Source organism: Ruegeria sp. CDSC085, from assembly GCF_059610465.1.
Genome location: NZ_JBXWNR010000010.1, coordinates 64,730 through 83,857, shown reverse-complemented (window position 1 = coordinate 83,857; position 19,128 = coordinate 64,730). Strand labels below are relative to the sequence as shown.

The window sequence follows — 19,128 nt, the reverse complement described above, 5'->3', positions numbered from 1 at the left end:
ACCCAGAGCCGGAGCAAGACGGCCTCTGCCAACGCAATGCCCGTGACGAAGGTTTAGCCACATCTGCCTATCCGGTGACGGCGTCGCGCCGCTGCCGGTGGCGTCCGAACGTGATCCGGATTATGTCGCACCATTGCACAGACAGCAGCCCATTTCATCGCGATGTGCGGGGGTTCAGATCCGTTCAGCCCCGCCTGAAATCCGCGTTTCCGGACAGATTTCGGAAAGAACGTTCAAGCCTTATGAGAAGCAAAGCCCTGCGCATCACTTCGCTGTTCTCCGATCACGTTCAGCATGGCATCTACATCAGCACGTACGGTTCGTGTTGCCGCTTCGCGCACCGGACCAAAGCCGCGGATATCCAGCGGGGCTGACAGGATTTTCAGGCAGGTTTCCGCCTCCAGTTCGGGGTTGGCCTCTTCGATGCGGTCCAACACACTCAGAAACCAGGCTTGGGTTTCGTTTTCAAGCTTGCGGTCCCTTGAAAACCGGAACGGATCAAGCCATCCTCCGCGAATCCTGCGTACACGGGAAAGGAGCCTCAGGACGGGGGTCATCCAACCACCGTAGCTTTGCTTGCGCGGCCGTCCGCGTGCATCCTTCTGACCACCTAAAACCGGAGGAGCGAGGTGGTATTTGATCCGAAAATCCCCCTCGAACTCGGACTGTAGTTGTTTCTCGAATTGTCGCGATGTCAGCAACCGGGCGACCTCGTATTCGTCCTTGATTGCCATGAGACGGAACAAGGATTTTGCCGCAAGCGAAAGCGCTTTCTCCCGTATCTGATCAGGCAGTGCTGCGGACAGCCGGGCCAAGCGATCCCGGTACTGTTGCGCATAAGCGTCATCGTGGTAGGTCGCCAATTCGTCGGACCGGTAATCGATTATCTGCTGCGCGGATTCTTGCGAAGACCTCTTCTCCTTTGCATTCAGCACCTGTGGGTTTGCTGCGATCACCCGCCCGAGATCAAAGGCCATCGCGTTGGCCTCGATCGCGGTTCCATTGAGCTTGATCGCCTGTTTGATCGCAACCTCACTGATCGGAATGTTCCCCAGCTGCCACGCGACACCAAACAGCAAGGTATTGGCGAAAACCGAGTCCCCCAGCAAATCCACCGCCAATTGGTTTGCATCCAAACCGAAGACATTTTCTTCGCCGACGGTCCGGCGTATCAACGCTTCTCGTTCATCGACCTTGAGCTGGGCATCGCGCTGCAAAACAAGGTCACCTGTTGGCATTTCCGCACGGTTCAGTACGACTTTTGTGCGTTTGCGATAGTGAACCGAGGCTTTGGGCGCCGAAGACACGACCACGTCACACCCAATGACGGCGTCGGCGCTTTTGGACTCAATTCGGACCTGATTGATTTCGTCGGGCGTGCGGGCAATGCGAACATAGCCGACAACCGTACCGAATTTCTGGGCGAACCCGGTGAAATCCAGCACGCTGGCGCCTTTGCCTTCCAAATGCGCCGCCATCGTCAGAACGGCGCCCACTGTTACGACACCGGTACCACCGACCCCACCGACCAGAAGATCGTACGGCGCGTCCAAGTCAGGAAGCTGCGGGTCGGGAACCTTGGCAAGAAGTGAAGGGATATCCAGTTTTTGCTTGGGTTCTTTTCGCCGTGTCGCCCCTTCCACGGTAATGAAACTGGGGCAAAACCCGTTCAGGCAGGAAAAGTCCTTGTTGCAGGAGTTCAGGTTGACCTTTCGCTTGCGGCCCAATGGGGTTTCCAATGGTTCAATACTCAGGCAGTTGCTTTCGACAGAGCAATCGCCGCAGCCTTCGCACACCGCGGGGTTGATGAAAGCAAATCGTTTGGGGTCTTCTGTTTTTCCACGCTTGCGGCGACGACGCTTCTCGGTGGCGCAGGTCTGCTCGTAAATCAAAACCGTTACACCTTCGATGTCACGCAACTCACGCTGCACGGCATCCATCTCTTCCCGGGGGTGAAAGCTCGTTCGTGCCGGAAAATCTCTGGAATCGAATTTTGTAATATCGTCTGAAACTAACGCGATCCGGTCCACGCCTTCTGCGCGACAGGTCTGGGCGATCCCGGAAACGCTGATAGGGCCATCAACAGGCTGCCCCCCCGTCATCGCCACTGCATCATTGTAAAGGATCTTGTAAGTGATGTTTGTACCTGTCGCCACGGCCTGGCGAATGGCAAGCGACCCGGAATGATACCAAGTGCCCTCGCCAAGGTTTTGAAAGATATGTTTGTTGCCATTGAATTTCGAGGCAACAACATGCGGCACACCTTCGCCACCCATCTGCGCATAACCGACCGTGTTGCGGTTCATCCAACTTGCCATCACGTGACAGCCGATGCCTGACGCAGCCGTGCTTCCATCCGGAACTTTGGTGGACGTGTTGTGGGGGCAACCCGAGCAAAAATATGGTGACCTGACCGCACCCGGAACATTCAGAACAGATGGCGGTTCGTCCGTCAGCGCCTTCGCCTTTTCCAAGAATCCTTGTTCCGGAAAAAAACGGTCGAGTCGCTCTGCAACGACCGGAATCAGGTTCAACGGGCTCAACTCTCCGGTCCAGGGAATCAACGGATCGCCTGCCGCGCGGTGTTTTCCAACCATCTTTTCGGGTTTGTCCCCCGGCCAGTCATAGAAGTATTCCTTGAACTGGCTTTCGATGATCCCGCGTTTTTCCTCGACGACCAGCACCTCTTTTTTGCCACGGACAAAAGACAGCGCATCGCGCCGTGCCAAAGGCCAAACCATCCCGACCTTGTAAATGTCGATGCCCAAACGGCGGCATCCGCTTTCGCCGAGACCCAGAAGGCGCAGCGCTTCCATCAAGTCCAGATGGCTCTTGCCCGTTGTGACAATCCCGAATGGAGCATCCTTGATATCATAGATTCGCCGGTCGATCGGGTTGGCTTCGACAAAAGCCTCGACCGCCCGCAACTTGTGTTCGATCCGCGTCTCGATGGCCGGGCTTGGCAAATCGGCGCTGCGCACGTGCAAGCCGCCCGGCGGCAGATCTATTTCCGGCAAGGTAAATTTACGGTCCGGTCTCAACTGCACGGATTGCCCGCTTTCCACGGTTTCCGAAATCGCCTTGAACCCGACCCAGGTGCCTGAATATCGGCTCAGCGCGATCCCGTATTCACCGAACTCCAGGTATTCAGCAACACCGGCTGGATTCAGCGTTGGCATGAACCAGGTCATGAAGGCGACGTCGGACTGATGCGGCATTGAAGAAGACACGCAGCCATGATCGTCACCCGCGACAACCAGAACCCCGCCTTTCGGCGACGAGCCATAGGCATTGCCATGGCGCAGAGCGTCCCCTGAACGGTCGACTCCGGGGCCCTTCCCGTACCACATCGAAAACACGCCCTCGACCTCACAATCGGGATCCAGCGAAGCCTGCTGGGCACCAAGAACCGCTGTGGCGCCGAGGTCTTCGTTTACGGCCGGCATGAATGTGATCCTGGCCGCCTCGGTTTCCTCTTTCGCTCGCCACAGTTCCAGATCCAGACCACCAAGGGGGGACCCCCGATATCCGGAAATGAACCCAGCCGTGTTGTTTCCTGCTGCTGCGTCCCTGCGGGCCTGGTCCAACATGATGCGCACCAGAGCTTGCGTTCCCGTCAGGAAAACACGACCCTCCGAGGCTTTGTATCGGTCCGACAGGGCGTAAGTATCGAATTTCAGGGACTGGTCAGTCATGGATGCCTCGCCTTTTCTGGGTATTTTACCGGAAATTTCTGAGGAATCTGTTCTACCTTCCCGAAAATTATGAAGTTGTTTGAAAAATTCTCTCTCCTTTTGTTGCAATATGGGGTATTTTTCTCGGATGCTTCTCGACTCACGTGACTGCCAACTTCTCGCGATCCTTCAGAATGATTGCCGCATCTCAAACGCTGACCTTGCAGAACGGGTGGGTATGTCATCTTCTGCCAGCTGGCGTCGAGTTCGTGCGTTTGAAGAGGCCGGTCTGATTTCGCAATACCGGGCCGAATTGTCGCCTCAACACGCAGGGCTTTCATTTCAGGCCATGGTGCATGTACATCTGACCCGGCACAATCCGGAACATCTAGAGCAGTTCATTGCAGCGATCGAGACGCGCCCGGAAGTAATGGAATGCTACGCAACGACCGGGCAGGCAGACTACCACATGCGGGTGATCTGCAAGGATATCGGGGCGTATAACGTTTTTCTTGAAGAATTCCTGTTTCGCCTGCCGGCAGTGGAAAGCGCGCAAACGAATGTCGTTCTCCGCGAAATCAAACGCAGCAATGCCCTGCCCATTCCTTCTTGTTGATATCGATTGTCGAGGGACTTATTTGCCTTTTGTTTTTGGTTTAGTTGCACAGCTTTAAACACACCAGCGGAAGGCTCATTCATTTCGCTTTAGAAAAAATGCCGTGTTAGCAGGCAGCCGCAAACAGATTGGCCGTTTTTGAGTGCTCCAAACGGCAGGTTCACGCGAACACGTTACCAAGCGACGGTCACACCCTCCAAACCCCGCGGCGTTGCTGAAAACTGAGATTTTCACAGGTCAGGATTCCGCAAGCCCTCAAAAAAACCGACGCGCGATCAGGCATTAAGGCAGGTAAAACGTTGTCGCCTTTTGGACTGCGACATTTTGAATTCTGCCATCTATTCCGTGCATCAAACGGTACGATCGTGCATCTGAAGACCTGCCCTCAACTGTAGGAGAAGCTGGTTCACTTGAATTGATGTGATCTCTTGTGCGGCGCTCCGGGCGGAAGGTGCCAGAGACGCCGAACAATCTCAAAATCAAATTTCGAGCCTGAAGCCACTTTGATGCTTCGATTTTCGTTTTTTTTCTTTTCTTTTCCCTTGCTTGCATTGAGTCCGGCTCCTGTTCCCTGCCGTCATCAAGAGTGTAGCACCGTTTCTTTGCTTTTGCAGATTTGAGAGCGAACTCTCCTTGGCTTTCGGCTACTCCGCAATTTCGTCGATCAACCGCGTCTCCAGAAGCTGGCCATTCTGGTACAGAACCGGGTACGCAATAGATGCAATGTGGCTGTTGAACTCTCGGAACGCACGTAACGTCTCAAGATGAATATCACTGGTTTCGAAGCTTTCCCGTGACCCGTGCTGCAATCGGCGCAGGTGTCGTTTTCGGCTTTCACGTTCCACCCGTTTGATTTCGGTCTTCTCGAGGCTGAGCAGGCGCGCGCTTTCCAGATCGTCTGAAATGAGTACGTTTGAAGCCAGCTTCACATTAGCCAGAATGCCCTCGTGCATCTGAACAAGTTCCGACCAGCCTTCCTGCGAGAAACTCGAGCCCTTGGCCCGCATTTCACCCGCCAACACTGTCAAGCGCTTGGCAACGACGTCCCCGGCCGTCTCAAGCCGGATAGCGAACTCCATAAGGTCGCGTGCAGTTTTTGCGTCCCTTTTTTCGTATACATCTGGCGGGATCGCCGAAACAAATGCCCTGATCCCGGACAGACAATTGTTCACGTCTACGTCTATGGCTTGCACCGCTCGGATCTGATGTTTGTCCCCACTGCGATACAATTCCAGGCAAGGCCGGAACATGGTTTCGACAAGGTCGCTCATCCGCAACAGCTCACGCTTGAGGCTTGGCAGGGCCTGGCTGGGATTTGCCACGTTGCCTATGTCCAATGCGCTGGCCGGTCGTGCCGGTTGCGGTACATTTTCCTTTTTCTGATCAGGCAAAAACCTTTCGAACGGGCCTTTCAATTTGCCACAAAACGGTAAGGCGAGGACCAGCAGCGACAAATTGAACACAACGTGCACATTGACCAGCATCTGCCCGCCTTGCGGATCGCCCAATAACCCGGTCCGCAGAGCCATGTTGGCCGCAAATAAACTCATCAAAGCCCAACTGCCACGCAATGCCAGGTTGGCGTAGGGAATGCGCCGGGCCGGGACGGGCATGGCGCGGGTGAGCCAAATCGGAATGAAGGCAGAGCCGAAGTTTGCGCCAAAAACCAAGGACATTCCGGCTGCAAACGGGATCGCTCCGATCTGTACAAGGGTCACACACATGAGGATGGCCGCCACCGAGGAATGCATGATGAAAGCCAAAGCACCCCCTACAAGGAACGCGGTGATGTAATCGCGCGCCAAATAATCGGCCACCGCAGGCAGAAACGCACTATCCCGAATGGGATCCATCGCCTCGCGAAGGAACCGAAGCGAGATCAAGATAAAGGCCACACCCATCAGGATACGCCCCAGTTGTCGCGTTTTTTTGGCTTCGGTCTTTACGAACAGATACCCCCCAACCGCCAACAGCATTGGAACAAGCCAGTCCAGCCGGAACGAAAGTATCTGGATGATCAGCGCCGAACCCAGATCGCCGCCAAGTACAATCGCAAGGCCGGCAGGAAAACTGAGCATTCCACTGGCCGCAAATCCCGAGGTCAACAGAGCAACAGCCGCCGAGCTTTGCAGCACAACCGCCATCGTCAAGCCAACCACCGAGGCCTGCAGGTAACTGCGCTGTTGGGTCATTACACGCTGGAAAGACGCGCCATAGCTGCGCTCGATCCCGGTTCGCACCATACGAACCGCGTAAAGAAGCAGCATCGTCGCCCCGGCAAGGCTGATAAGGAAGCTGACAATTGCCATACTCTACCCCGTTATTATTGTTGGCTCAGTGTATCGCAGCGCATGGTATTTTTCATGTGTCTGACCGCGATTGGGAAGTGTTACATCCCATTGAGGCCCACAAGGCGTAAACTCCTGTGTGTTTCACTGCAACCATTTGAAAGCGTTTTGACGGAATACCCGTCGCTTATGAGGTTGGCCAAGGGGTCCCGGAAGGGCGCGATCACTGATCCTATTGTGACACGAGATTGGTCGCGGACGTCAACTCTCGGCCTTGATTGCGGCAATTACAATGTCGATTGCGCGGTCCAGGTCCAAACGCGAGATGGTCAGCGGCGGTGACAATGTCAGAACGCACCCCTGGCTGATCTTATAGCTTAGACCGGCCTCGAGGCAGGCATAGTATATCCGTTCGGCGCACGCGTTCCCCGGCGTTTTGTCGACGCGATCATCGACGATTTCAATCCCGAACATCAGGCCCCTTCCCCGGATGTCTCCGACAATCGGAACGTTCTGAAGTTCATCCATCAAGCGACCAATGGCATGTTCACCCAGTTCCGCTGAACGGTGAACCAAGCCTTCGTCTTCGATGATCTGGATCGTCGTCAAAGCGGCCCGGGCAGTGACCGGGTTCTTTTCGTGCGTGTAATGTCCGATGGCAAAATCTCCGCAAACATCCAGCTGCTTACGGGCAACGCAGGCCGCGATGGGCAGGATGCCGCCGCCAAGCGCTTTCCCAAGTGTCACGATATCCGGGATGATCTCGTCATGCTCAAAGGCGAACATCTTGCCAGTCTTGCCAAGACCCGTTGGGATTTCATCCATGATCAAAAGCGCCCCGTGACGGTTGCACGCCTCGCGAACCGTCTTCCAGAACCCCGGCGGAGGGACATAGGGCACCGCGCGCATCGGTTCCGCTATGACAGCCGCCACATCTCCTTCACGCTCGAGGACATATTCGACCATTTTCGCGCAGGCCAGTCCGCAGGTTTCAGGGACCGTGTGATTGTACGGGCATCGATAGCAGGCAAAGGGGGCGACATGTTCGGTACCGGACAGGAGGGGGCCTGCGATATGACTGCGAAACGTCGCCTCTCCGCCCACACTTGCGGCGCCGAAACCAGCGCCATGGAAGGCATCCCAGAAGCTGATCGTTTTGAACCGACCCGTAGCGGCGCGTGCAATCTTGAGGGCAACCTCGTTGGCGTCAGAGCCGCCGGTGGTAAAGAGCATTTTCCCCAGATCGCCAGGCACGATCTCTGCCAGTTTCTCGGCCAACTCTACGGCCGGATCATTGGTGAAGCGGCGTGGCGCAAAAGGAAGATCGTCAAGCTGTGCCTTAATGGCGGCAACCAAACGGGGATGGCCATAACCGATGTGGTGCACCGAGTTGCCATGGAAATCCATGTACCGGCGGCCCTCCATATCCTCGATCCAGATCCCCTCGGCCTTTGCAATGGTGCTGACGCAAGGTGAGGATAGAGATTGATGCAGGAACACGTTCGCATCGCGTTTGAGCAATGGCGTTGACTTCGGCCCCATGGACTTTTGCAACCACACCTTGCGCGCCTCAGACGTGTTTGATTCCCCTTCAGTATGGACAATTTGTGGCATGTCCGCTCCTCTTTGCCGTCATCAAATGATGCGGACCCCGCAAGGCCCGCCAGTACCAGGGAGGAACTGTGTTACCCTTTCCACAGATGGGGAAAAGGCGGTACGCTTAGTTAGGCCACGGCAACGAATAGGTTTTGACGTTGGTGAAAAACTTCATTGCTTCGATGACGCCTTCCTTCACCCCGTTTCCACTGTCCTTGATGCCGCCAAAGGGCGACATTTCAATGCGATAGCCCGGCTGTTCCCAGATGTTGCAGGTGCCGACGTTCAACCCGTTGATGAAAGCAATCGCCCGGTTCAGATCGTTTGTGCAGACGCCCGAAGACAGGCCAAACTCGGTGCCGTTTGAAATCGCCATCACCTCTTCGTCGTTGTCCGGCACGCGAACGATCGGCACGATAGGACCAAAGGTTTCCTCCATCACCAATTCGCTGTCATGGGGCACCTTGTCGACCACGATAGGCGGCAGCAGCGCACCCTGACGGCCGGGGTGGTACAGAATTTCAGCCCCCTCTTTTTCCGCCTGAAGAACACGGTTTTCAAAAATCTCGGCGGCCTTGTCATGGATCACGCATCCCAGTTCGGTTTCCGGGTCTTGCGGATCGCCGAACTTGATCTTCTTCGCCTTCTCAAGAACCAGCGGCACAAATTTGTCGGCCACACTTTCCTGCACGAGTATGCGCTTGACCGCCGTGCAACGCTGACCGGAGTTTCCTGTAGCCCCCGCCACGGCAATTGTTGCCGCCTTGTCCAAATCGGCCTCAGTGAGGTCATTCAGAACGATCAGAGGGTCGTTGCCGCCAAGTTCCAGCGCCTGACGCTTGTAGACGCCTTTTTCGGCGATCATCTTGCCCACGGGCACACCGCCGGTAAAGGTGATGATATCGATGTGTTCATTGGTGATCATCTCGTCGCCAATGTCGCCGGGCCAACCTGTCACGACCTGGAACATCTCGGGCGGCAAGCCTGCCTCATAGAGAATGTCAGCCAGTGTCAATGCGGTCAGCGGCGTCAGTTCAGTCGGTTTGCAAACCATGCAATTGTTGGTGGCAATCGACGGCGCGATCTTGTGGCTGACCATGTTCAGCGGGTGATTGAACGGCGTGATCGCACTGATTGCTTTCACCGGCTCTCGGGTGGTGAAAATCTTGCGGGCCTTTCCGTTATGGGTCAGGTCGCAGGAAAAGATCTCACCATCATCCTTCAGTGCCTCGGCCGCCGCGAATTGATACACGTCCTGCGCGCGTTTGGTTTCGTAGATCGCATGCTGGTGACAGATCCCCAACTCCAGCGTCAGCCATTTCGCAAGATAGTCGCGCTTTTCGCCGATCAACTCGCCCGCCCGTTGCAGGATTTGGCTGCGCTCGTATCGGGTCAGCTTGGGTTTGTAATTCGCCGCAATCTCAAAAGCCCGGCGCGCATGTTCGGCTTTACCGGCTGGTACGTGACCCACGACTTCGTTGGTGTACGGGTAGAGAACGGGAACAGTGTCGTCGGTAAAGACAATCTCGCCACCGATCCGCATTCCCTCGTTACGTACTTCGATTTTCGACATGGTCTGATCTTTCATAGCTTACTGTGCCGCCGCTGTTGTTGCGTAAAAGAAGGCATCGAAATTGCGCAGCACGGGTTGGTTCGGCAGGTCGATGACGCGGTTCACGATGAAGGGAACTTCCTGTTCGGTCAAACCGCCATGGCTGCGCAACGGTTCTTTGAGCGCTGCCAGATCATGGCGATGCTCGGACGTGCCGATACAGATGTTTTCGCCGGAAACCATCACGATGTCGCCAATGCGGTCGCCTGGCAATTCGAATTGCTCGATCGCTTCGGCCTTGGTCAGCACGTGCGTAATGCCGTTGGTCGCCTTGAGCTTGCCGATGATGTCGTCCCGGTCTGCTCCGTCAGGCAAATAGGCGGTTGCGAAGGAACCCAACGCGCCATGATGCACGACGTATGGATCGGTAATCGGAAGGATGACCCGTGCCGCGTCCTTGCCCAGCCATTCGTCCATCAGGTCCTGCACGTAAACTACAGAGGGCGATCCATCCGCCAAATGCTTGGGCTTCATGCCGTGATCCGCGGTCACCACGATGGCCGCTCCCAATTCATCCAGTTCGCCAAGATACCGGTCGAACATGGCATAGAAATCGAGTGCGCCTTTTTGATCGGGTGCAAACTTGTGCTGGATATAGTCGGTGGTCGACAAATACATCACGTCGGGCTTGAACTCTTTCAGCAGCTTGACGCCAGCGGCAAAGACAAATTCGGAAAGCTCTGCCGAGTAAACCTCGGGGACGTCCATGCCCAGCCATTTGCTGGCCTTGTCGATGCCGTGTTCCGCCAGCGTCGTTTCACCCGACCGTTCGGAAGAAAACGCAACCGCCCTGCCTTCGTCAAACTTCAGCCCGGCACCTAACAGCGCGCGCAGCTTGTCCTTGGCGGTTACCATCGCCACGCGGAAACCCGCGTCGTAGAACTGGGAAAAGATGGTCGGCGCACGCAGGAAGCGGACGTCATTCATCATCACCTCTTCACCACTGTCTGGGTCGATGAGGTAGTTGCCACAGATTCCGTGCACGATTGGAGGACGCCCGGTGGCAATCGAAAGATTGTTGGGGTTGGTGAACGACGGGATAACGGAATGTGCCAGCCGGTCCGTGCCCTCTTCCCGCATTCGCTTGAGGTTGGGCATCAGCCCTTTCGCAATCGCGACATCGAGGTATTCAGGTTCACATCCATCAAGGCAGATGGCAATGGCGGGCACCTTCGGCGTCGGATAGACGCGCTCATTTGCTTCGACAGGAGTTTGGATAGTCATCTGTGTTTTCCTTGATGTTTAAGCGGCCAACTTGGCGCGTTCTTCCAGTGCCCGGAGAGGAGGAGCGGCACTTGTAACGCCCATTTCGTCCAGAGATTCTTTTGCTGCGTTCACAACCTTACGCATGACGTCTTCGTCCATCTGACCGATACATCCGACGCGGAAACTGTCGACGACGGTCAGCTTACCCGGGTAGATAATGAACCCTTTGTCTTTCATCAGGTTATAGAACTGATCGAATACGAACTTCTCGTCGGCGGGGCAGAAGAACGTAACGATGATCGGGCTCAGCCAACGGTTGTCCAGCAGTGTTTCGAAACCCAGTTCGCGCATCCCCGAAACCATAACGTCCCGGTTGCGGGTGTAACGTGCGCCGCGGCCGGCAACGCCGCCTTCAGCAGCGTGCGCCCGAAGCGCTTCGATGAAGGCTGCAACCACGTGCGTCGGCGGGGTAAAGCGCCATTGACCGGTCTTGTTCATGTGCGCCCACTGGGCGTGCACATCCAGAGACAGGGAATGACTGTTGCCCTTTGCGGCTTCCAGTTCGCTCTTGCGCGCCACAATGAACCCAAAGCCCGGAACGCCCTCGATGCACTTGTTTGCAGAAGATACCATGGCGTCATATCGAATATCTGTGGGCCTGAGCTCGATCGCACCAAAGGCAGACATCGAGTCTATCAACAGCTTGCGACCGGCTGCATATGTGGCCTCGGATATTTCCTCGACAGGGTTCAAGATCCCCGAGCTGGTTTCGCAGTGAATGGCAACAACATGCGTGATGGCCGGGTCATCCGCGAGAATACGCGCAACCTCGTCGCCCCGCGGCGGCAGGTAATCGCCCTTGTCCAGCACGATATGGTCCCGGCCCAGGTACTGCAATGTCTGGGCTGAACGCTGCCCGTAGGCGCCATTGGCCAATACCAGCGCCTTTCCTTCCGGCGGGATGAAGGATGCCAGCATCGCCTCGACTGAAAACGATCCGCTGCCCTGCATTGGGACGCAATCAAACGCGTCAGCGCCCTCACCAAGCAGGTCCAGCAGGCTTGATCGTACTTCCCGGGTCATGGCGCGAAAGTCGTCGTCCCAGCTGCCCCAATCGCGCAACATGGCCTCTTTCACGGCATAGGACGTCGTCAATGGCCCGGGTGTCAAAAGGTATGGTTCGCCGAGGCGCGGTTGCTCGATTTTTGGATGGGATGGCGTCATTACCAGGCTCCAGAACAGCGTTTTCACAAACACCATTGCAGCAATGGTTGCTATATGTGAAATTGCAAATATCAATCTAATTATAAGTGCAGCCTATGCATAAATCATTGGGGACCGGTGATGCGGCACAGCCAGCTCAAAGCCTTTCATTACGTGGCCAAACATGGCGGGTTTTCCCGCGCGGCCGAGGCACTTTTTCTGACGCAGCCGGCGATTTCCGAACAGGTTCGAAAGCTGGAACAGGATCACGACCTGTTGTTGTTTCAGCGCGAACGAAAACGCGTGAACCTCACCCCCGAAGGCGAACAGCTTTACCAGTTCACAAAGCAGTATTTTGAGATCGAAGATCAGATCGAGGACTACCTCTCGGAAACCAAGGCCGCGATCGACGGGGAATTGCGGATCATTGCCGACTCAGCGCATCACATGACGTCTTTCCTGGGTTCGTTTCAAAAGAAGTATCCCAAAATCACCATCACCGTGCGGTCCGGCAACACCGAAGAAATTCTGGAAGAACTTCGGTCATACAACGCAGAGATCGGCGTTGTTGGCAGCTTGTCTCCTGGCAAGGATATGGATGTGTTGAATCTGGGGTCCACTGAAATCGTGGCCTTCGCCGCGCAAGGTGTGCTTTTGGCATCCAAACCTTCGCTTTCTTTGGAAGAGTTGGCCGATCAACCGCTGGTTTTCAGAGAGCATGGGTCAAAAACACGTCAGAAACTGGAAGAAGAAGCCGAAAGGCGCGGTATCACGTTGAATCCTGCAATCGTTGCGGAAGGGCGCGAGGCCGTTCGCGAGCTTGTAGCCTCGGGTGCAGGCATCGGATTTGTCTCTGAAGCAGAGTATGGGCACGATGATCGGTTGCGGCAAATCAAGCTGAAAGGCGTGACGTTGCAAATGGGTGAAAGCATGATTTCGCTTTCGCAACGGCGCAACGTAAAGATCATCCGAGCCTTTATGGACTTCGCCCAGCGCGCGCTGGAAGAAAAAAGCCCCCCCGCCGATACCTGATCGGCGGGGGGCAGAGTTCTTTGACTACCTGCTTCGCCAAGCCTGAGTGCGCTTCAGAATGCCTTTTGAGGCAATCAGGTGAACGATCCGGGCAGCGGCGTTGGTGTAAAAGATCATCATACCCATTGCCGCCGCCGGTGCGATATCCCCGGCATCATCCATGTTCAGCACCGCGATGGACGCAAGCGTCGTTTTGGGAGAATAAAGAAACACCACTGCCGACACGGTCGTCATCGCGTTGACGAACAGATAGATTGAAATATCCAAAACCGCTGGCAGGCAAACCGGAACCGTTACCCGTGCAAACAGCTTCATCGTTGGTTGTTTGAGCGAAGACGACACCGACTCAAATTCTCTGTCCATTTGCTTGAGCGCGGTGACGGCCGTCAGGTGCGACACGGTGTAGAAGTGGGTCACTGTACAAATCACCAAGATCGACATCGTGCCGTAAATCCCATTCAGCGGGTTGGATGGGTTGTTGAAGAAGAAGATGTACGACAGCCCCAATACCATGCCCGGGATCGCCATCGGCAGCATCGCAAACATCTGGAAAATCGACCGACCGGTTCTGAACCCGTTCGATTTTTCCACCAAGTAAGCCCCGAAGAACACAACTGTCGTGCCGATAACCGCCGTCAGCAACGCCAGTTTGATCGAGTTGAAATACGATCCCCAGCCGCCGCCGTCCATTCTGTTGAACTGATAGTTCTTGAGGCTCAGGCTCAGATCGTACGGCCAGAACTTGATCAGCGCCGCAAACTGACACACAGCCAGAAGACCGACGATGAACAGGCCGACCAAGCTGCAGTAGATCAGGAATATGCGATCAGCCTTTGGGTTTGGAGTCGGCTGATACGGCACAGAACGCGCCGAAAGCTGCGCCACCTGCTTGGACTGAACCATCCGGTCGATGGCAAATGCCAGGATGGCCGGGACGACAAGAACCACCGATACCACAGCGCCCATCTCAAAATTCTGCTGACCGATCACCTGTTTATAAATATCCACTGCAAGCACGTTGAATTGACCGCCGATGACCTTGGGTAGACCGAAATCGGTGATCACCAGATTGAAAACAACAAAGGCCGCTGAGATCAGCCCATAGCGGGCCCCGGGTATCGTTACGGTCCAGAAGGTTCGCCATGGCGTCGACCGCAAGCTGGCAGCAGCTTCATACAGGCGCGCGTCAGATATCGCGAGCGCGGTCGATATGATCAGGAATGCGTGCGGAAAGGTAAAGAAAACCGATCCGATCACGATGCCGATGGGGCCGTAAATGCTGGCACCAAACAGCAACTCCTTGATCATCCCCTGGTTGCCGAAAAGGTAGACCAACGCGATGCCCGGCAAGAGCGACGGAACCAGGATCGGTGCCATGGCAATGAGGCGAAAAACGCCTTTGAACCGCATGCAGCTTCGGTTCAGCGCATAGGCGAACCAAAACGCCAGCGTCACCGTTACAATGGTGCTGACAACCGAAATCCAAAGAGAGTTCTTGATCGAATTGAACAGTGCCGGTGTCGAGAAGTAGTTAATGAAATTGTCCAGTCCTCGCGACTGGACCGGCCGCATTTGCACCCGGCGGAACGTGTTGGAATCAAGCTCGACCCAATCGGTGCCTTCATTCAAAGTCGACCCGACCAGAAAGCGCCCGGTATCCGTTGTGTTACGGATCTTGTACATGACCGGGCTGCGAAAGCTGAAATCAGGGAAGAGTCCGGTCACAGGCAAACGTCCGTCCGAGCCAGTCACCAGATCAGTGTCGGAAAAGACCCTCAATTGCCTGTTCAGTTCGTCAGCCGACAGGATCGTTCCATCGAATACGCCTGCATCGTCACTTAGCTGAAACTCATACTGGGACAGTTCTATCCGATAGGTCGAGAACGACTTGGAGAGCATCGTGTAAAGTGGCAACGCCAACGTCACCACCAGATATAGCGCGATCACCATCATGCTTCCGCGCATCAGGATGTCGTCGCGGCTGAGCTTTGGCTTGATGTCCGGCCCGACAGGCAAGGTGCCTTGGTTGGTCGAAAGCGAGCTCATGCCTCAGCCTCCGGGACGTCAAAAGCCATAAGACGGTTTTCGGGGAGCTCAATCACCATGCTGCGCCCTTCTTCCAGCTCAAGACGACGTACAGCGTTGATCGAGAAATCCGCAATTAGTTCCGATGATCCGAACCTCTCGTTGTTCAATCGGCAGCGCCAGAACGAACCCAGGAACTCCATCTCATCAAGCGTGACCTCTATGCAGTTCCGATTGCCACCTGTGTCCAGGTAACCAGCTTCATGAGGGATGATATCTTCGGGTCGAATAGCTGCGATGATCGGGGTCCCATCGTTGAATTTGTGGCTAAGGCAGGCAAAGGTCTTCTCCCCGACGCTCAATCGTCCGCCTTTGGTAACCTGCGACCGGATCTGGTTCATTTCACCGATAAAGTCGGCGACAAACAGATTGGCCGGCTCCCGGTAGATTTCGGTGGGAGGCCCCACCTGTTCGATCACACCATGATTCATGACCACGATCCGGTCTGCCATGGCCAGCGCTTCTTCCTGATCGTGGGTCACCATCACGGTGGTCACACCCAGCTTGCGCTGCAACTCCTTGATCTCATGCCGCAGATGAACGCGCACTTTGGCGTCCAGCGCCGATAACGGCTCATCCAGAAGTAAAAGACCCGGGTTGGTCGCGATGGCGCGGGCCAGTGCAATCCGTTGCTGCTGACCACCTGACAATTGCGCTGGGTATTTCTTGCCCTGTTCCGGCAAACCAACCAGATTCAAGAGTTCGTTTACCCGAACAGCGATATCCGATTTGCTGCGGCCGGTGTTTTCAAGGCCAAAGGCGATGTTCTTTTCAATCGTCAGGTTCGGGAACAGAGCGTAGGACTGAAACACAATCCCGAAATCCCGTTCGGACGGGGGGAGATTGGATACGTCCTTGCCATCCTGCATGACCGTACCCTTTGTCTGCAAATCCAATCCGGCAATCGCCCGCAAAAGAGTGGTCTTACCGCAACCGGACGGGCCTAGAAAGCAGACAAATTCCCCTTCATTGATTTCAAGAGAGATGTCCTTGAGCGCCAGAAAGCTTCCGAACGCCTTCCACAAATTCTGGATGCTGAGATACAGTTCACCGGGTGGTGTTTTCTGAAGCACGGGAGAGGTCCTCACATCTGCACCTCGGGCACGGCCGATCCTGGCCGGTTTGAACCGGGTGAGTAAGTTGTTTGTTGGGGAACAAGATACTGGTGTGCAGGAGAGGCACAAAAGCCTCTCCTGCTAAAGGGATTACTTCGCTTCCGACTTTCCGTCATAGCGAGACTGCCATTCCTTCAGGATTGCCGCGCGATTATTGGCGGCAAACTCAAAATCGTTTTCGATCATTGCATCCAGAAGACCGTCTGGGAAGTGCTCAACCGGCTTTGCAACACCCGGATAAGCTACGACGGCATAGCCGGTGTTGTACATCTCGTTGGCTTCCTTGGTGACCGTGAAGTCCACCAGCTTCTGCGCGGCCTCCAGATTTGCAGTGCCAGCAACAATTGCGGTGGCTTCCATGTCCCAGCCTACGCCTTCAGAAGGCACGATGATCTCAAGCGGCGCGCCGTCGGCTTTGGATTTTGCCCCGCGGAACGCGAAAGAGATGCCGATAGGGATCTCGCCTGCTGCCGCCAATTTGCAAGGTTTTGAACCTGAATGGGTGTACCGTGCAATGTTCTCGTGCAGCGCATCCATGTATTCCCAACCACCTTCTTCACCGAACATCTGCAACCAGCTGGACACATCAAGGAACCCCGTACCCGATGAATTCGGGTTGGGCATGATCACCTGATCTTTGTACATTGGGTCGGTGAGATCCTTCCAGGATGTCGGCGGGGTCAACCCGGCCTTCCCGGCCTCGACTGTATTGTAGCAGACAGAAGCAACCCAGGCGTCCATACCGACCCAGGCAGGGGGGTTGTCGCCATCAACAAATTTTTTGTCCAGCTTTTCCACACCAGCCGGCGCATAAGGCTCCAACATACCTTCTGATTTCAGCAGCAGCAGCGACGTGGCGGCCAGGCCCCAAACAACGTCTGCCTGCGGATTATCACGTTCTGCCAGCAATTTCGCCGTAATGATGCCGGTCGAGTCGCGAACCCAATTGATCTTGATATCAGGGTGACTTTGATTGAAAGTTTCGGCGTACCGGGCCAAGTCTTCCGCCTCGACTGCGGTATAAACTGTCAATTCAGTTTCCGATGCCGCAACCGTTGCCGTTAGCGCACCTATAGTCAGAGCCGCGAGAAATGATGTCGTGTGTTTCATTGTGATCCTCTGTTGGTAATTATGTTGTTTTCGCCATTCTTACGCGGCGTTCGAACTCGATTATTATGCACCGATTGTTTGACAGCAGTTTGACAGATAAAAACGCCAATAAAAATCGATTATATCTTCGATGTCATAAGCAATACCTATAGGTGGCATTGGCAAGGCCTCAGGCCGAACAGGGCGAATTCACGAACCTGGTTTTTTGCTTTTGTGCGATCTCATGGTCCATTATTCCGAACGCATCCCTATCGGCGAAACTTCCCCGTTTTCATCCATATCCAAGTGTACATGCAGCGTGCAGGCACCAATTGCGGCCAGCCGGTATGGTTTCGTACAGAGAATGGACAAACTGGACTGCCGCGAAGGCAATCTGAGGTCTGACATCCGGTTCGTCGGCTCTTCCGGATTACCAAAGGCGAGTTAAAAACCGCTGCGTTCAGAGCGTTCGGCTTCCGTATCATCCAAGACATCTTTCAAGCTTTGTCTTTTTATTGAGGCTGGGACAAAAAGGGATACCCGGCTGGCTCAACAGGCTTGTTGGCGGCAAAACGGCGGGCAAAACCAACCACGTTTCCCCAAGGTCTTCGCGGTTTGGGCCGTCCGCCACCCAACCGAAACCGCCCTACCCCACCAAATCATTGCGGAACTGGCTTATGACGATCAGCAGAACACTCAGGCATGTTTCAGGGTCTGAATTCCGCAAACTTTTCTTCGATGCCCCGAAGGACGCTCAACGTGTCATTGCAAGGATTACTATTCCGATCGCGACGATGGTCGCTGCAAGAAGCCTGTTGGATTTTGGACCCTCACCAAACCACATCACACCAATAAGCGACGCAAAGATAACTGAGCTTTCCCGGAGGGCGGATACCACGCCCAAGGGCGCAATGGTCTTGGCATAGAGTACCAACCCGTACGCCAGCCCAGAGATGACGCCGCCTGTCAGGCCCGCCCAGACATAGCGCTTGGGCAGTGCAACGAAACGCTGCCATCTGGTCGTGAAGATAAACCCGGCAACAATAATCTCGGCAACGAACAATGCTGCAATGTATCCCAACGTATTCCCGGAAAGCCGGATACCGATACCATCCACGATCGAATAGGACGCAATCATCAAACCCGTGCCAAAAGCGGCCGCTACGGCGATCCAGTTTGTGTTTCTGCCCAGCCCGGCCAAGGACAGACATCCGATCCCAACCGAGATGCAGACGATACCGGCCCATGCGATCGGCGGCAGAAACTCACCCGCAAAAAAGATAGCACCCACCGTAACCAGGATTGGCGTCATCCCGCGTGAGATTGGGTACACTACCGACAGGTCACCGTGCTTATACGCGGTGTTGAGAAACCAATAGTAACCCCAGTGAATCAGGGTCGAACCGATGATGAAGGGGACAGCTGCCCAAACTGGCAACCCGACAAAAGGCAACGCAATCAACGCAGGCACAGCGTGGCCAAGCGACACCAGCCCCAAAACCACGGCTTTGTCGGGCGCGCCTTTGACAACCGCATTCCAGAGCGCGTGCAACACGGCTGCGGTCAATACGATGAGAACTGCCTGTATTGTCATTGTGGCTCGACGATATGA

General features: G+C 55.2%; 12 protein-coding genes. 2 read left to right on the top strand and 10 right to left on the bottom strand.

Annotation, left to right across the window (positions count from 1 at the left end):
- Nucleotides 1-233: 233 nt before the first annotated feature.
- Complete coding sequence (locus AC2FJB_RS15095) at nt 234-3,695, bottom strand: indolepyruvate ferredoxin oxidoreductase family protein (protein ID WP_496719388.1); 3,462 nt, start codon at nt 3,693-3,695, stop codon at nt 234-236.
- A gap of 127 nt (nt 3,696-3,822) precedes the next feature.
- Here AC2FJB_RS15095 and AC2FJB_RS15090 point away from each other — a divergent pair, with 127 nt between their 5' ends.
- Entirely contained in the window at nt 3,823-4,290 is a 468-nt protein-coding gene (locus tag AC2FJB_RS15090; protein ID WP_496719421.1) for an Lrp/AsnC family transcriptional regulator, read from the top strand.
- A 644-nt stretch (nt 4,291-4,934) separates the two neighbouring features.
- On the opposite strand, the gene AC2FJB_RS15085 is transcribed toward AC2FJB_RS15090, so the two are convergent.
- The 5 genes from AC2FJB_RS15085 to AC2FJB_RS15065 form a co-directional block, all read right to left on the bottom strand.
- On the bottom strand, nt 4,935-6,599 hold the full coding sequence (locus AC2FJB_RS15085; RefSeq protein WP_496719387.1) for a Na/Pi cotransporter family protein: 1,665 nt from the start codon (nt 6,597-6,599) through the stop codon (nt 4,935-4,937).
- A 240-nt stretch (nt 6,600-6,839) separates the two neighbouring features.
- Nucleotides 6,840-8,192 carry a (R)-1-hydroxy-2-aminoethylphosphonate ammonia-lyase gene (gene pbfA / locus AC2FJB_RS15080; RefSeq protein ID WP_496719386.1) on the bottom strand — a complete coding sequence of 451 codons (1,353 nt, stop codon included), beginning with the start codon at nt 8,190-8,192 and terminating at the stop codon, nt 6,840-6,842.
- Nucleotides 8,193-8,298: 106 nt separating this feature from the next.
- Nucleotides 8,299-9,762: a phosphonoacetaldehyde dehydrogenase gene (gene phnY, locus AC2FJB_RS15075; RefSeq protein WP_496719385.1), complete on the bottom strand. Its 1,464-nt coding sequence runs from the start codon at nt 9,760-9,762 to the stop codon at nt 8,299-8,301.
- A gap of 3 nt (nt 9,763-9,765) precedes the next feature.
- Entirely contained in the window at nt 9,766-11,010 is a 1,245-nt protein-coding gene (gene phnA, locus AC2FJB_RS15070) for a phosphonoacetate hydrolase (protein WP_299897723.1), read from the bottom strand.
- Between the two features lie 18 nt (nt 11,011-11,028).
- The gene (locus AC2FJB_RS15065) at nt 11,029-12,216 is read right to left on the bottom strand and encodes a 2-aminoethylphosphonate--pyruvate transaminase (protein ID WP_299897721.1); all 1,188 of its coding nucleotides are present in this window, start codon (nt 12,214-12,216) and stop codon (nt 11,029-11,031) included.
- A 120-nt stretch (nt 12,217-12,336) separates the two neighbouring features.
- Between AC2FJB_RS15065 and AC2FJB_RS15060 the strand changes: the two genes are divergently transcribed.
- On the top strand, nt 12,337-13,227 hold the full coding sequence (locus AC2FJB_RS15060; protein ID WP_496719384.1) for a LysR substrate-binding domain-containing protein: 891 nt from the start codon (nt 12,337-12,339) through the stop codon (nt 13,225-13,227).
- 24 nt (nt 13,228-13,251) lie between these two features.
- On the opposite strand, the gene AC2FJB_RS15055 is transcribed toward AC2FJB_RS15060, so the two are convergent.
- The 4 genes from AC2FJB_RS15055 to AC2FJB_RS15040 all read right to left on the bottom strand — a co-directional run bounded on the left by AC2FJB_RS15055 (nt 13,252) and on the right by AC2FJB_RS15040 (nt 19,110).
- The gene (locus AC2FJB_RS15055; RefSeq protein ID WP_496719383.1) at nt 13,252-15,273 is read right to left on the bottom strand and encodes a putative 2-aminoethylphosphonate ABC transporter permease subunit; all 2,022 of its coding nucleotides are present in this window, start codon (nt 15,271-15,273) and stop codon (nt 13,252-13,254) included.
- Nucleotides 15,270-16,385: a putative 2-aminoethylphosphonate ABC transporter ATP-binding protein gene (locus AC2FJB_RS15050; protein WP_117873033.1), complete on the bottom strand. Its 1,116-nt coding sequence runs from the start codon at nt 16,383-16,385 to the stop codon at nt 15,270-15,272. Before AC2FJB_RS15050 ends, AC2FJB_RS15055 begins: the two co-directional genes overlap by 4 nt.
- Nucleotides 16,386-16,517: 132 nt before the next feature.
- On the bottom strand, nt 16,518-17,537 hold the full coding sequence (locus tag AC2FJB_RS15045) for a putative 2-aminoethylphosphonate ABC transporter substrate-binding protein (protein WP_299897710.1): 1,020 nt from the start codon (nt 17,535-17,537) through the stop codon (nt 16,518-16,520).
- 733 nt (nt 17,538-18,270) lie between these two features.
- Nucleotides 18,271-19,110 (bottom strand): EamA family transporter, encoded by an 840-nt coding sequence (locus AC2FJB_RS15040; protein ID WP_299897707.1) that lies wholly within the window; start codon nt 19,108-19,110, stop codon nt 18,271-18,273.
- Nucleotides 19,111-19,128: the final 18 nt, after the last annotated feature.